At 67.0% G+C, this 14,748-nt stretch carries 12 protein-coding genes and 2 pseudogenes; 8 read left to right on the top strand and 6 right to left on the bottom strand.

Going from position 1 to position 14,748, the window contains the following annotated elements:
• Positions 1-277 precede the first annotated feature (277 nt).
• The gene (locus VKK44_RS16810; RefSeq protein ID WP_343442041.1) at positions 278-586 is read left to right on the top strand and encodes a hypothetical protein; all 309 of its coding nucleotides are present in this window, start codon (positions 278-280) and stop codon (positions 584-586) included.
• A gap of 254 nt (positions 587-840) precedes the next feature.
• Here the strand turns inward: VKK44_RS16810 and VKK44_RS31020 are convergent.
• Positions 841-1,025: pseudogene (locus VKK44_RS31020) on the bottom strand (transposase); the annotation flags it as partial.
• Between the two features lie 228 nt (positions 1,026-1,253).
• Positions 1,254-1,703: a VOC family protein gene (locus tag VKK44_RS16805; RefSeq protein WP_343442040.1), complete on the bottom strand. Its 450-nt coding sequence runs from the start codon at positions 1,701-1,703 to the stop codon at positions 1,254-1,256.
• Positions 1,704-1,813: 110 nt separating this feature from the next.
• On the opposite strand from VKK44_RS16805, the pseudogene VKK44_RS16800 reads away from it, so the two are divergent.
• Positions 1,814-2,085: pseudogene (locus tag VKK44_RS16800) on the top strand (transposase); the annotation flags it as partial.
• An 85-nt stretch (positions 2,086-2,170) separates the two neighbouring features.
• On the opposite strand, the gene VKK44_RS31015 reads toward VKK44_RS16800, so the two are convergent.
• Together VKK44_RS31015 and VKK44_RS16795 are read right to left on the bottom strand one after the other, a co-directional pair.
• Positions 2,171-2,452, bottom strand: a complete 282-nt coding sequence (locus VKK44_RS31015; protein WP_458351676.1) for a contact-dependent growth inhibition system immunity protein — start codon at positions 2,450-2,452, stop codon at positions 2,171-2,173.
• A 431-nt stretch (positions 2,453-2,883) separates the two neighbouring features.
• A complete protein-coding gene (locus VKK44_RS16795; protein ID WP_343442039.1) occupies positions 2,884-3,522 on the bottom strand; it encodes a class I SAM-dependent methyltransferase in 639 nt (212 codons plus the stop codon).
• 213 nt (positions 3,523-3,735) lie between these two features.
• Here VKK44_RS16795 and VKK44_RS16790 point away from each other — a divergent pair, with 213 nt between their 5' ends.
• On the top strand, positions 3,736-5,400 hold the full coding sequence (locus VKK44_RS16790) for a DUF885 domain-containing protein (protein WP_343442038.1): 1,665 nt from the start codon (positions 3,736-3,738) through the stop codon (positions 5,398-5,400).
• Between the two features lie 1,600 nt (positions 5,401-7,000).
• On the opposite strand, the gene VKK44_RS16785 is transcribed toward VKK44_RS16790, so the two are convergent.
• Positions 7,001-7,633: an adenylate kinase family protein gene (locus VKK44_RS16785; RefSeq protein WP_343442037.1), complete on the bottom strand. Its 633-nt coding sequence runs from the start codon at positions 7,631-7,633 to the stop codon at positions 7,001-7,003.
• A gap of 364 nt (positions 7,634-7,997) precedes the next feature.
• Between VKK44_RS16785 and VKK44_RS16780 the strand changes: the two genes are divergently transcribed.
• The 5 genes from VKK44_RS16780 to VKK44_RS16760 all read left to right on the top strand — a co-directional run bounded on the left by VKK44_RS16780 (position 7,998) and on the right by VKK44_RS16760 (position 12,505).
• Positions 7,998-8,222 (top strand): hypothetical protein, encoded by a 225-nt coding sequence (locus VKK44_RS16780; RefSeq protein ID WP_343442036.1) that lies wholly within the window; start codon positions 7,998-8,000, stop codon positions 8,220-8,222.
• A gap of 44 nt (positions 8,223-8,266) precedes the next feature.
• The gene (locus VKK44_RS16775) at positions 8,267-8,713 is read left to right on the top strand and encodes a hypothetical protein (RefSeq protein WP_343442035.1); all 447 of its coding nucleotides are present in this window, start codon (positions 8,267-8,269) and stop codon (positions 8,711-8,713) included.
• A gap of 108 nt (positions 8,714-8,821) precedes the next feature.
• Positions 8,822-10,096, top strand: coding sequence for a barstar family protein (locus VKK44_RS16770; protein WP_343442034.1), 1,275 nt, complete (start codon positions 8,822-8,824; stop codon positions 10,094-10,096).
• 689 nt (positions 10,097-10,785) lie between these two features.
• Positions 10,786-11,592 carry a hypothetical protein gene (locus VKK44_RS16765; RefSeq protein WP_343442033.1) on the top strand — a complete coding sequence of 269 codons (807 nt, stop codon included), beginning with the start codon at positions 10,786-10,788 and terminating at the stop codon, positions 11,590-11,592.
• Positions 11,593-12,022: 430 nt separating this feature from the next.
• Positions 12,023-12,505 (top strand): MmpS family transport accessory protein, encoded by a 483-nt coding sequence (locus VKK44_RS16760; RefSeq protein WP_343442032.1) that lies wholly within the window; start codon positions 12,023-12,025, stop codon positions 12,503-12,505.
• 776 nt (positions 12,506-13,281) lie between these two features.
• On the opposite strand, the gene VKK44_RS16755 is transcribed toward VKK44_RS16760, so the two are convergent.
• On the bottom strand, positions 13,282-13,689 hold the full coding sequence (locus VKK44_RS16755; RefSeq protein ID WP_343442031.1) for a hypothetical protein: 408 nt from the start codon (positions 13,687-13,689) through the stop codon (positions 13,282-13,284).
• Positions 13,690-14,748 lie beyond the last annotated feature (1,059 nt).

Below are 14,748 nucleotides of genomic sequence, written 5' to 3'. Positions count from 1 at the left end.
CGGCCATAGCTCCATGGGCGCTGCGCCGGCAGCCTGTAGATCGGTTGCCGACAACCGGCAGGATGCGACCGTCCCGGCTCGACGGCAACAGCCCTGTGACGAGCCCGGCATCGGGGGTGTCCCTATGGGTTTCGTCAAGCGGCGATCGGCGTGGCTGGGCAGGGCTGGTAGGGGATCTTGTCGCGGAGCATGGCGAACAGGACGACGGCCGACAAGAGTCCTGATCTTGCGAGGCCAGGGTCATCTATGATCCGGTGACCACGCCCGAGGAGATCAGATGGGGACCTGGCGCTTCGTGGCCGCTGTCATGACGAGTCTGACCACGGGCCTCATCGGTGTCGCCTTGGCCGCTAACTTCCGAGGCGTGACCGAATGGCACGTGCGCCGGTCAATGGCTACCGCGAACGTGCTACGGCGAATTCCGCCGTGGCGCTGGCTACCGGATGCCCGCTACGACAAGCGTCTGGTCCGTTTCATCCTGCTGGAACGGGTGATGGGCGCGATCTTCGCTGCGGCCGGCGTCATGCTCTTGATCGTTCTCGTCTACGGCAGTCTGTCCGGTGAGCCGATGCCGTCGAGCAAATGAGGAAGCCGCGGGCGCCCGGACCTGCCACCGAGCGGTCCGCGTCTAGCCCGCAAGAGTCCGGCGGACGGCAGGGTTAGTGCTGTGAGGTGTCGAGCGGTGTTTCCGCTGCTAGCCGCCATGTGCGCAGGTTGGTGAGACAGGCAGTTTGATCTCGTATCGCGTAGGTCGGCGAGGCTGCACGGTCCACGACTGTCGGCGACGCGTGAAAATCGGGCTCTGGCACACATTCTGTGATTGATCATCGCGACGACAGCTCATGAGGCGGCCAAGACGCGTTTGCGGAGGAGGTCGAGGTTCGCGCGGCCATACATCTGTCGCTTGATCTCTTGATGCGGTTGACCTGTCCTTCGACCGGGCCTGAGCTCCAGGGCTGGGTGAGGCCGGCGACGACGGCGTCCCGGCCGCTGGCCAGGCGGGCGGCGAAGCTGCGGATCTCGGAGTAGCCGGCGTGGCAGGCGCGGTCGATCCAGGCCGGTGACCAGCGCCAGGTCCGTGACCAAGTGCCAGCCCACGACGCGAGCTCACCACTTGGGGGCGCTGGCGGCGGCCGTTGGATGGGCACGAGAGCGCTGCTACGCGTCATGCCCCCTACGACGTGACTGCCCCGGCTGGTTCCCAGCATCAGAACCCGCGCCAAGTTGTCGAACCGGGTGCGGGTGTCAGTCGCTCAGGCGGAGGTGGCGCGGCCCATCTCGGCGAGGATTCCGGTGCCTTGGCCGAGCTCGATCAGGTAGCCGTCCGGGTCGCGTAGGTAGCATCGGATCTCGACGCCATGATCCTTGGGCTCGGTCAGGAACTCCCCACCCCGTGATCGCCACTGCTCGTAGACGGCTCGGACGTCGGTGACCCGGATGTTCATGGCGCTGCTGAGCGTCCGCGAATCCGATGGCGCCTGCGCCTGCACACCTGGCTTGTCGTCGGTCGGGCCACCTTCGTCGTTGATCACGATGTAACTGTTGTGGAACCGCAGGATCGCCGGCTGGCGTTCCCGCACCACTGTCGCTCCCAGCACTCGCCGGTAGAACTCCCGCGAGCGGTCCACATCCCGCACGATCAGCAGGTGCGTCATCACCAGCCCAGCCTCGGGCTGGAAGTAGTCGGGTGCCTCGCCCGCCATCACGCCTCCCCCTGGGTCCGTCCGGCTGGGCGTACCCGCGTTCGGCGCCGGCACACCCATCGGCTCGACGACGCCCGGCCACGACGAGTCACCGCGGCTCGCGGCCACGAGCCCGCAGGTTCGCCGCAGTGGTCCGCCACCAAGGCACCGGGCAGCACCTCGACGCCTGGATCGACCGCGCCCGCCACGCCGGATACCCCGAAATCCGCGACTTCGCCGCCCGCCTGGCCGGCGACCGAGACGCCGTCGCCGCAGGCCTCGCCCAGCCCTGGAGCTCAGGCCCGGTCGAAGGACAGGTCAACCGCATCAAGAGATCAAGCGACAGATGTACGGCCGCGCGAACCTCGATCTCCTTCGCAAACGCGTCCTCACCAGCCCGTGAACTACCGCCAAGATCAATCACAGAATGTGCCAAAGCCCGATTTCACGCGCCGACGACAACGTCTGCCCGACAGGGGAATCAGCTCTCATCGAGCGATGAACCGCAGGCTGGCGTCCCGAAGCAGTCGATCCCGATCGCGGAGCCTGAGGTCAGGATCGGAGGAGCAACGACCGGCAACGATCTCAGCCAGAGCAGACGCCAGTCGCTTCCGTTCCCCTTGTAGGCTCGACAACGCCGAGTCGGGTAGCCGCAGCACGTTGGACAGCAGGTCCCCCGGGTAGTAGTCGCCCTCGGCCAAGGGATCTCGGAGCAGGACCTGAACTGCGAGAGGCAGCAAAGCCGGCACGCCAATCTCCTGACCGAGCATGATGCGCAGGTCTTCGACCGTGCACTCAGCCAACGGCTTGCGTCGCAGCTGGGCCGCAACGTGTCATGAGAAACGAGGCATCCGAGCCGGGGTCCGGCCAAACGCTCCGCTCAAGCTGCTCGATGGTCGCCACGACGCTCAGGGTAGTCCGATCGGCAGCTCTGGGCCGCGATGAGGTTGGCGGGTTGTCCCATTCCCCAGCTGGCCAGCCTTCTCCACCTGGCCATCCGGCCACCCTCGCTAAACCGCTACCCCGGTTCTGGTACCGCCGACCTATCACCCAGTGAGGTGCTCGGGGAGGTCCATGCCGGACCGCCGGCGGTTCGCCGGCCAGCCGGGAGGCCAACGGTCCCGCGAAGGTGGCCTTACCCTGAAGGAAGGCGACGACCTCCGGCCTCTCTGGGGCGCGACTACGGATGCTTCCGCCCCTCTCATCGGTAGGCGAAGACGAACCCACCCTCGACGTTCGGGGCAGAACGGTGCCTCATCTCCGCTTCGACGGTGAACCCGGCGGCGACCAGCCAGGCCGCGACCCGTTCCGGTGGGCGGCTGTGCACGTAGACATTCATCGGGTGTCCGCCGTAGCCCTCGGTCTTGAGCCGGCTGCCGTCGCCGGCATGGAAGCCGAGCAGCAGGACGCCGCCGGGCCGCAGCACCCGGTGGAACTCGGCAAGGACCGTTGGCACCTCGTCGTCGGGGACGTGGATCAGGGAGAACCAAGCGAGCAGGCCGGTTAGGCAGTCGTCGGCCAGTTCGAGGCGGGTCATGGTGCCGACCTCGAAGCGTAGGCCGGGATGGTCCCGACGGGCCACGTCGATCATCGCGGGTGACAGGTCGACGCCGAACGCGTCCAGGCCGACCCTGTACAGGTGGGCTGTGATCCTGCCGGGGCCGCAGCCGACATCGGCGACCGGCCCGTTTCCTTGGGCGCGGACCAGTTCGGCGAAGAGCGCGAGGATGCCCCGCTGGAACGGTTCGCGGGCGAGGGCGTCGCGGAGCAGGTCGGCGTAGCTGACCGCCACGGTGTCGTAGGAGGTCCGGGTGTCGTCGAGCCAACCGGGAACGCGCATGCGGTGCACGATAGCGCCGACGCGGCCAACGGCATCGGTCTGGCCGACGCCATGATCGATCTGGTACCTGAGCTCGTAGTCATGTTTCCCGAGCTCATGATCACGTGCACGGATTTGACGATGAGCGGAAGTTGTCAGACGTTGTGAACCGCTTGCCGCGATCGATGCAGGCTCGCGCCACGGCAGCTAGGGGAGGGTCCTAGCATTGCCCCCGTGATCGAGGACTTCGCGGATCGGCTCCTGTGTGAGGTGGCTGGCCTCGACCCCTGCACATCGGTCGTCGAGGCTGGTGAGCAGGATATCGACGGGCTTACCGACTACGGCCCGGAGGGCCACCAAGCCCGCGCCGACCTCGCAGCCCGCGCCCTGCGCGAGCTCGAGATGTTGGGTGACGCACTGCCGGCCGCGACCCCGCTGCACGCCCACCTCGCCGAACGGCTGCATGCGCGTATCGCCTTCCATGATGCCGGGGAGGATCTGCGCGAACTGCACGCGGCGGCCACCGGTCCGCTCCAGCTCATCCGCCAGGCCGTCGAGGCCGCAGTCCCCGGCCGTGGCGCCGAGGGCGCGGCCTTCGAGGAGGGCTGGGCTCGTGTCGGCGCACGCCTGGCCGCGATCCCCGCGGCCCTGGACGGGTACGCCCGCAGTCTTCTGCTTGCTGCGAAGCGCGGCAATGTGCCGGCGCGGCGTCAAGTGGAGCTCGTCACGCGGCGCTGCCGCACCTGGGTCGACGGCGATGCCTCCCTGGTGGATCGCTACGGCGAGGGACGTCAGCGGGCGTCGTTGCAGGCCGCAGTGACGGGCGCGCGAGAGGCGTACCAGAAACTCGCCGAGATGCTGACCGCGGACCTAGCACCGCGGGCCGTTGAGGAGGAAGCGTTCGGCCAGCAGCGGTACGCACTCTGGGTGCGTACCTTCCTCGCGGCCCAGCCTGACCTGCGCGAGCTGTACGACTGGGGCTGGGACGAGTTCCGAGCGATAGAGGCAGAGCTGATCGCAGAGGCGAAGGCCCTGGGCGGGAGCGTGCCAGAGGTGCTTGCCTGGCTCGCCAACCCCGACGCACCCGGCACGCTGCACAGCAGGGAGGCGTTCGCCGCGTGGCTGCAGGAGCTGCTGGAGGCCGCCACCGAGCGGCTGGACGGTGTGTACTTCGACATTCCCACCCCACTGCGGCGCATCGAGTCGCGGTTGACCACGTCGTCCGGCATTGCCTACACCGGGCCGTCGCGGGACCTGACGCGGCCGGGCCGGGTCTGGTGGTCTCTCCCCGAGGACGCAGCGAGTTACCCCACCTGGTACGCCTACAGCACCGCCTACCACGAGGGGGTTCCCGGCCATCACCTCCACCTCGGCTCCGAAGTCTGCCGGGGAGGCCTCGGGCAGCGGCTGAACCTGCTTGGCGGCCTCTCCGGCAGCCAGGAGGGCTGGGCACTTTACGCCGAGCGGTTCATGGACGAGCTCGGTCTCTATGAACAGCCGGGTGCTCGACTGGGACATCTATACATGCAGCTCCTGCGGGCGGCACGCGTCGTGGTCGACATCGGCCTGCACCTGCGGCTGCCGATGCCGTCTGGTGACAACGCGGTGTGGACGCCGGATGCTGCGCTGAACCTGCTGCGGTACCGCTGTCACCAGGGGCCGTACGCGTCCACCGAACTCGCGCGTTACCTGGGCCGGCCAGGGCAGGCGCTGGCCTACAAGGTGGGTGAGCGCGTGTGGCTGGCCGGCCGCTCGTCCTTCCCCGGCGACCGGCGCGCATTCCACCGTCGGGCCATGGAGCTGGGTTCGCTGGGCTTGGATCAGCTGATGGCCGCCCTCCAGGGTGACCGCGCACCACTCGTGCACCCCAATGCAACAAGCCAGGGACCGCACTTGTAGCTGCACGCCCTTGATGTCCGACCAGTCTTAACCAGGGCCAGACTTAACAGCGCGTACGACCTTGGTATATCAACACAGCCATGGTCTATTTCTACGTCCGGATCTGCCGCTGGTGGTGTGCGTCGAAGTCTTGTGGGGACCGCTCGGAGCACCGATGATAGTTACATGATCATCGACAGCTTGCCGGTCCCGTCTGCGCTCCTCCGGGTGCTGCAGCAGGGTCGGTGGGTAGCTCCAGACCGCTCGTCGACGACGTACCGGGGAGTCTTCGGTGAGGACGCCGTAGCCCCGCAGTTCCTTCCCTTGAGTCGGATGACGGCCAACAGGCGCTGGCTCGATGACATCCCTGAGGACTATCGCGGGTTCTACCTCGGTCAACCGGACCGGCAGAGCCCGCCCGGTGACGTGGATCCCGACCGGTCTCTCCTGATCGGTGATCTACCTCAGCACAGCGGCGGACTGGATCGAGGTTGCGCCCAACATCGAGATGCTGATCGAACGCCTTGGGATCTGACTGTGCCGAGGGATCCCTTTGCTCTTCTGCCGCCGTCCGAGGGCCTGGCCAAATATCAATGGCTCGGGGGCGGCATGGCGCGGGTGGCCGGCTTCAATCGTGGCCGACGTCGGGTTCGCCGAGATTGTTCGGCAACTGACCGAGGCAGATCGGGCAGACGCGAAGCCAGTCCGGACGAGGTCACGCAGCACCCGCTCCGACGCGGCGGCCCGCCAGATCGGTCAGTGCTCGCCGTCTCCCACCTCCCGCGAGGCAACCAGACGCTCGGCCATGGGCCATGTGCCGGCGCCCTCCGGCGACATGCGTGGAGGCAGCGACGCATCGCTGCTGATGGTCTGACGACGCATCAGGCAACCGCACCGACCCCTGCCTGGGCGACAGCCGGCCATATCCGCCGACCAGCCGCTGGCGGTGTAGTCCCGAGATTGGGGGAGCGGCATGGGAGCAGACGGTTGCACTGAACGGCGTTGAACAGCGTCCAACGGCACTGAACGACGTCCAACTGTACCCACCCGACCTGCACGTTCTCGTTAACGCAGGTCAGAGTAGGTGCGGCGTCCTGATTCACACGGAGTGCTCCGCGGTTTCGGACGGCAGTAGACAGCTCTCTATCTTCCCTGGCAAGGAAGTATGTGCAGGTCAAGGCAGTAAGGGGCTGCTGGATACCCTGGCCTTGCAAGTGGGGGCAGATTGGGTGCAGCTTGGCGAAGTGGTCACCGCGTCCGAAGTGCTCACCGTTCCGGGACCGAGCACGGGGCTTTGACCTGCGGTGATGCGGTAGAGCGGTCTGGCGTGACCTCCCAGAGAACACCGAAGTGGTGATCGCCGGTTGCTCCCCGCCTGCCTGCTGTCGGCTTGTCGTCCTGGGCTCGCCGACGCCAGCCGCCGGGACGATGCTGCATCGACGTGCGGTTCTAGACCCGCCACGGCGGAGTTGGCAGGGATTCCGGCAGTTGAGACTCAAATCCCACTGGCAGCCATCTGGCCAGGGCTTCCTGGGCGGTGACCTCTTCGGCGGATGCGAATAGCTCATTCTTGTGGTGCGTCAACGGCGGTGCTGCGTCGCTGGCGGGCGAGCGGTTGACATCATGCGACTGCCTTGGTGGTGATCTCCGCTGGCGTGAGGGTGGCGTCGATGGAGAACAGCTTGGCTAGGGAGCTGTAGTGGTTGAGGGTGACGGCCGCAGATGGTCGGTAGGACTGCAGGCTCACGGTGATGCGTTCGGGTGTGTGGTCGTGGCGTTGGACCAGATTGCCTCCGCAGTGGTCGCAGATGTTGGGGCGTGTCGGGGCGGCGCTCTCGGTGTGCCAGGCTCGGCTGCAGTCGCGGCAGGTGCGGCGGCCGGCCAGGCGGTGCAGGACCTCGGCGTCGGGCAGGTTGAGGTCGATCGCTCGGTCGATCGGTGCGCCGAGCTCTGACAACAGGGCGTCGAGCGCCGCTGCGGTGATGGCTTGGTTGGGGAAGCCGTCGAGGACGAAGCCGGCAGCGATGTCGGGTTGGGTGAGGCGGTCGCGGATCATCGAGAGGAGCACTTGTTCCGGCACGAGTTCACCAGTGTTCATGTGCTGCAGGGCCTGGAGTGCGGCCGGGGTACTCGCCCGAATCTCGGCTTGGACTATGTCCGCAGGGTTGATGCAGGGAACGCCGAGACGCGCGGCGATGGTGCTGGCGATGGTCTCCCTGTTGGAGCCGGGTGGTCCGAGAACGGCCAGGCGCATCGGCGCAGCTTATCGCGGTAGCGACGGATGGTGAGGGTGTCGAGTCGCGAGCCCTCGTTGCAGCTTTGATCGGCTCATTGTCCGTGACCGCTTCGGTGGCTTCGACGGTGTCGTCTCGTGGGCTCACCCGATCGGTCTCGGCGCGCTGTCATGCCGAGTGGGCCCGCTTCCCAGGGCGGGTTCGGCGTCGCATTCCCGCCTGATCAATGGCGCAGAGGTTGCGAGCATCAGTAATGATCGGCGGGTGGTTGGCAAGGAGTTCAGCGCGCGCGGGGGCGTCGCCTACGTTGACCGTGGGCTGAGTTCATGGGGACAGGGTTTTAGGAGTCATAGGAGTGCTACGTGGCCTTTCGCTCGGCTGCGCGTGGGGGCGAGCGACATCATCGTCTCGTCGCTGTTTGGAGACTTCCGCATCACCCGCACGAACCTCGTATCGATCTCCCGGTTCGGCCATGTCCCCGTGCTGGTAAACGGCATCAAGTTTGTGCGAGACCACCACGACGAGGCCGTCATCTTCTGGGCCGTCCGTGGAGGCAAGGTGTTGGACGAGTTGCGACGCCAAGCCTGGGAAGTGGGCCGCTCACCGTGAGCGGTCATGTTTCAGTGATCAGGTGAGTAGCGACGGGTGTGACTATGGCCGGTGGGCGAGAGTTGAGGTTGGTCCTGGCGGTTGTCCTGGGCACCCTTCTGATCGGCGGCGGGATCCTGCTCGACGCTCGGCTGACTGCGGCGATCGACGAGCGGGTACGTGTCGGCGCCGCGACGGCCGGCCGGGTGGCCCACGTCGAACGGTTTAAGATCAGTCGTTCGTTCGCCGCCACGAGGTTGACCGTGGACTACACGTTTGACGGTGTGCGGCACCGGGAGCGGTTCTCCAGCGAACTCGACGAGGGTGAGTTTCACGTCGGGGACGTACTTGCGGTACGCGTCGACCGGACGGATCCAACCCGGGCTGCCACGCCGGATGGGTACGGGACGGAGGACCTGCTCCTGCAAGCGCCGACCCTCCTGGAAGGCATCGGCATCGTCGTGATCATGATCTCGCTCGCGCTGATCAGAAGAGGTCCCCGGCTCGAGTAGGGACCCGACTGCCGCCCCGGCCTTGGATCGGACGGCAGGTCCGTACGGAGTCGTCAAGGGCGGTGACGCGTTCCTTACGCGGGGCGGTAGCCCGGATAGGATCCTGGCGTGACGACGAGCGCCGGCTCCAAGGATGGCCGTGCGCCGCAGCAGGAGTACCGAATACGGGAACACCCAGCGGGCCCGCGATGGCTGCTCCTCGGCGACGTCGGCTTCGACCGCGTCTATGAGGACGATGTGCCGCTGGCGGCGTGCGCGGAGATCGAAGGACTGTTCGTCGACCTGCCTCAGCGACCGCGGGAACGGTTTACCCTCGTTGGCTGCGCTCCGGACGGTGCGTTCGCCGACCTGCTCAACCGGCTGCCCGCTGCGGCCCTCGGCACCGAACAGGCGTGGCTCGGTGACGTAGCGATATCGGCGCCCGCGCCATCGCAGGGCATGTCGCCGTCCTGGTCGGGCGAGTGCCTCGGTGACGTGCTCGTGCTCGGACAGCGGCCAAGCCGGGTGGGGCTCGGATCCGTGGATATCGACCTCGACGGGTTCGTCCATGTCTACGACCGCACGGATGCCGTGGTGCGTCCCGGCAACGTCGCCCATTTCGTCCTCCTGGGTGGGGACGAGACGCCGTACGGCACATGCCGCGACGTCAGCGGCGTGTTCCGCGAGCAGGCGCCACCGCTGGTGCCGCGGGTCCGGCTTCTCGGCTGCCGGCCGGAGGCGCCCTTGCTGGCCGCGCTCGACGCGGTCGGGCAGTCGACCAAGGCCAGCCTGCGTCGCCGTCGCATCCGCGCTGAGGTGCACACGATCGCGGCCGACGGCTCGGCCCACCGGATGATCGACGCGGTGGTGGCCGGAACGGTTGAGTCAGGCGAGCCGTCGCGGTTCGGGGGCGAGCTCCTCGACGTGACCGTCGACAGCGACCCACAGGAACCGCTGCCCACGGGAGTCCTCGACATTCTCACGCACTGGCACCACGGGCCGCCCGCTCAGAGGAACATATGGTCCGGCTACGGCCGAGAGCTGCGGTACCAGTGGGTCATGGTCGCGGCCGCCCACCACTCTGTTGCCCAGGACCGCTCGGCCGGCACCACGTACGACCTCGACGGCCGTTACGTCACGGACATCGAAGGGTTCTACTGCGCGGTCGGCGAAGCGATCAACGGCCCGGGCGGATACTTCGGCTGCAACCTCGACGCCTTCGACGACTGCCTTCGCGGAAGGTTCGGCGCATCGACGCCGTTCCGGCTGGTGTGGCACGACTCGACCGTCGCTCGTGACCACCTCGTCGCCGGCTACGACCGGCGACGACTCGCGCCGGCGGCGACCATGGAGTGCCTGCTCGGAATCTTCGCGGAACACGACGTCGAGATCGACCTGCGTTGAGCCGGACCGTCGCTGCTGTGCTGTAAAGCGGTCTGGGACTCGCGGATGTGGTGTCGTCGTCGCAGCGACCGGGCCGCAGCTCGGCGAGAGTTGGCTGACAGACGCCCTCCGGGAGGACTTGGAAGCTGCTGGACGCGGTGACGCCGGGCATCCCTCATGCCGAGAACAGTGCGTCGAACGAAATCACGGATCCACATCACACGATGCGGGCATGCTCGATTCTCGCGAAGTACCCGACGAGCAGTTCCGTAAGCACCAGACGCCTGTCTGAGGCGGAGTTGGGGTCGGCATCCAGATTCGTCGCCGATCTTGCGCCGCGCGTCAGGGCTCCGCGGACGCATAGACCTCATCGACGAGGTAGTGCGTCGTGTTGTCGACGCGGGGCCGGGCGTGCGCGACGGCGTCGAGCGGGGCCGCCAGACGGCGCGGGAGGGGCAACGGTTATCGTCGGGAAATCAGGTCGAGGCGCTGGGGTGGTCAGCTGAGTCGTTGGCTAACTGGTCGTGAGGCGCCGTGGCGCGGGGGCGCCTCGGTGAGCTGGCTGACGGATGCTTCAGGGAGCGGATTGGGAGCTTAGGCCGCGTTTGATCAGCCGGCCCTCGCCCGGCCTGTTTGCCGACGAGGATTAGCCGATCGGCGCGCGCCCTGCGAACGCCGTCTTTGCCCGGCCACCATCAGACAACCGCACGATGTCGACGGGGGCCACCATCTTCAGTACGTCACCAACCATAGACACCGCGCTTTCGGGTAACCGGCGGGCGGGAACGGTGGTCCTGGTCGCCGCCGCGGCGAGCGCCGTGGTGCTGGCCGTGCCCGGTGGCTTCCGTATCTTCGACGGCGTCGCCACCCTCTACGGCGCGAGCCGCTGGGTGCTGCTAGCGCTGATGGCCGCAGGCGGACTCATGCTGAGACGGGGCGGACCGGCCGCTACCGGCGTCGCAGCGACAACGGGCCTGTTCGCCGCCGGACAGCTCAGCGCTACCGGCATCTGGGCGGTGAAGCACTGGCGCCCCTTCTCCGGCATGGTCGGCACCGGCTACGACATGCTTCCCCTGCTGATGTCGCTGGCAGCCGTCCTCGCCGTCGCGGGCGCATCGGCCGGAGTGTTCTGCCTGACCGCGATGCGCCGCAACGGTGTTTGGGCCGTACAAACCACTAGAATTCAGCGCTGGGTCACCTTCTCAGCCGGCGCGGTAGTCGTGGTCGGCCTGCCAGTAGCGATGCTTGGCGGACTGTCCCCGATCACCATGCTCGGTACGTTCACGCTGCTGTTCGGCCTGCCGTGGGGCGCCGCCCTGGCTGCGACCGGCTGGCTGCGCCGCGACGCGGCGATCGCCGCAGGTGCCCTTGTGACCGTCAGCGCGCTGACCGCCGTCGGCTGGAGCATCGGCCACAGCACCGAGTGGCGCTCCGTTTTCCTCCACTTCCTCGCCGTCGCTGTCGTAGCCGCCTTGGCTACCGCCCTCCGCCTGCGCCGTCCAATCCAAGCCCTCTGAGCACTTCCGCCGCGTCGATCTTGGGCGACTCCTGGTCGCTATGCCGGTGCTGGCGCGCTCTACGACGATGCGCACGGCACCGGTGCCGACCGCCAGCCGTCGCCCATGCAAGAACGACGTAGTGGATACGGCGGAGATCGGGCCACGATCGGCCTAGTTCTAGTTCAGACGTTGGACTGCCACGCAGTGCCGACGGCGGAGATCCGCGAGACAGAACCCAGGCACCAGATTTCCGCAGCGAGTGCCACCCAAAGGCGGCAACAAGCGACCGGACATCCAAGTGGTGTCGGCTCCGGCTGGGGGGTTACGAGACGTCGTTTAGCGGGTGACGGACGAGTCGACGTGTACCGGGGCTCAGCGATCCTCACCGGCAGCCGGCCGGCGCGGAAGAGACGCGCCGAGCGACCAGCCGTCCCGACCCGAGTGACGGATGACCACAACGCTCATGACACGTGCGCTAATCTGCCCTGTGATCAACAGCTCTATCGGTGCCAGCCCTCGCCGCCGTGCCATCAGCTTCATCACCGCTGGCGTCGCACTGTGCTTGGTCACGCTCGGTGTCTGGCTCGTCTTCGCCCTGCGCGGCGAGGATGGGCGTGGCGAGCACGCTCGTGAAATCGAGCTGGAAGTCACCTCAGAGACCGGCCAGGTGAAGGGCATTATCTGGCGGTACCCGGATGACGGGAACGACATCCATGACGTGAGTGACCCTTCTCGCGGGATGATCAAAACGCCCTGGTCACAGCGGATCGATGTCAGGTCCGCGCAAGGGCCGATCATTCTCAACGTCATCCATGACCCGGACTCCACCGGGGCGACCTGCCGGATTCTGGTCAACGGCAAAGTGACGGATGAGCAAAGCGGTGTCTTTCCGCATTGCATGACCACGGCCCAGCGGGCGTTCCCAGCGTGACTTTGTCAACCGACCTCGGCCAGGCATGGCAGGATCTCGCCTGCTGACCTCGGACAAGAAGTCCGCTCCTGTCGTCGCGCGACCCAGCCATTGCGTTGCCTCGACCGGGTGCGGCGCAACATGCCGGTGGGCGGGCTGCAGGGCGTCGGGTTCGGGTTCATCCGCACATCGGCCTTTGGCTCTGGAGTGTGCAACGCCGCGCTCATCGGTCAGGGGATCGTCCCGGTGGCGCGACGAACGGCGTCAGTCCGTTCGCTTTGCGCCGTATCCATGGCGCATCCGGAACTTCATCGGATCGGTCCCGGTCGCCGTCACGTGCGCGATCAGCACAGACCTCAGCGAGTCGGGAATGTCGGCGTGCTGCGAACCGGCCCACTCAAGGGATGTGAACAGCTCGGGTCTGCTGCACCGATAGGTGACATCTGAGATGGCTTGCCCTGTGGGCGGGCTGGAAGGATGTCGCTGTGCCCAAGCCTTACCCCCGAGAGTTCCGCGATGACATCGTGCGTGTCGCCCGTGACCGCGAGCCAGGCGTGACGGTCGAGCAGATCGCCAAGGACTTCGGGGTCCATCCGATGACGTTGTCAAGTGGCTGCGCCAGGCGGACGTCGACGCCGGCGCCGCCGGAGACAACGCCGCCATGGATTCCTTCTTCGGGGCGGGCGGCAGTAGCCCGTGTCCGCCCGTTAGCCGCCAGCGGTGTCCTGCCGAGATTGGGGGAGCGGGATGGGAGCGGGTTCGATCGTATGCTGGTGCCACGTCCCGGTCGTCGGCGGTCAGCGTGGGACATAGCCGTTTGCAGACTGGACCAACAAACGGAATCCCATCGGCACCCGCTGGCGACGACGCAGGCCGAGTACTTCGTAGTCGACCGAGAGGTCATCGAAGAAGAGCCCTGATCCCGGGGCCATCTCCACGTCCGGGATCGTGATCGTGACGAAGACCGGCAGCTCCGTGCCTGCGGCGATCCTGATCGAGCGGAACGGTGCCGCCGCAGCCGGGTCGAAGACGACGGCGGTGGCCTCGTCGACAGGGTTTACTGCCAGGCGCGCAATCTTGAACACGAGCCGATCCCCCGGACCGCCCTCGCCCGCGACGCCGGTGACCGTCACCGGCCACGGCCCGGGATTGCGGATGGACGCGCCGAACGTGACCTGGCCTCCGGGATTGAAGGCGAACCGCACCTCCGTCCTCGGCCCCTCCGTGCGGGACTCCGCATCAGCTCCATGCCACCAGGAGCTGCCATGATCGAGGCGATGGCCGATGGTGGCTGACAGATACCCAGCGCCCAACGCGACGGCCAGCGCCGCGGCGACGAGGAGCCGTCGACGACGTGTCACAAGGGCCTCCGCATGGGACCGAGCACCGACGTAGACGTCATGACAACGCACGCTACAACGCGCATACGGGCAGCGCTGCCCGCCCCCGCGCGGTTCTGCTGCCGCTTCGGCCGTCCTATCCATTGTGTCCCGGTGGTAAAGGAGCCAAGGAGCAACGGCGGTCGCCTCCTGCACGCGACCGGCGGCACGGCGACAGGCCGAGGCAGGTCGCTGCGGTCCGACTTCCGGCCGTATCCACACCTGTAAACCGTGTGCTGGGCTCGTCGAGTTGTTCGCGGCCCGGGGCCAAGTGGGACCACGCGACCTGTGCGATGGTGCAGTGTCAAACGTAGGCCGCCGCTGCGACAACAGGCGCTACAACCGCACGCCGAACGGTGAATCTTCCAAGACGTGCGACCGTACCGTCTGCTGGTCCACGTTGCTGGTGCCTGAATCGGCGAGAACATCCGCTCATGCCGCAATCCGCGCATGGCGGACGGTGACGAAGCTGGCCGAGCTACCGAGGGTCCGCGGTGTCCCAGGCGTACTGAAACTGGTGCGGGCCGAGTTGCCACTTACGCAGAACGGTCAACAGCTCGGACTCGTTGGCTGCGCTGGCGCTTCGCAGCAGAATCGATCCGATGTCGTTGGTCGAATCCGTCGAGCAGGTCTGCGTTGTACTCCCGGTGCTCAATCTTTTGATAGACCGTGCTGTGTTTCTGTGGGTCCATCCCTCACGGCGGGGCTCTGCATCCCGGTCGACCTCGCGCGGCGTGATGTCGACGAAGGCACGCCGGCCCGGATCCGTAGCAGGCACCTCAACCGCCAGACGTCGGCCGAGCCGTAGAGCAGACAGTTTCTCGAACGGCCAGGCCGGCTCGTCTGTCATGGATCCTCGACGGGCCGCGAACACGACTTCACGGT

The sequence above is a fragment of the Micromonospora sp. DSM 45708 genome (assembly GCF_039566955.1).
GTDB lineage: Bacteria > Actinomycetota > Actinomycetes > Mycobacteriales > Micromonosporaceae > Micromonospora.
This window is presented reverse-complemented; position numbering and strand designations above follow the sequence as displayed.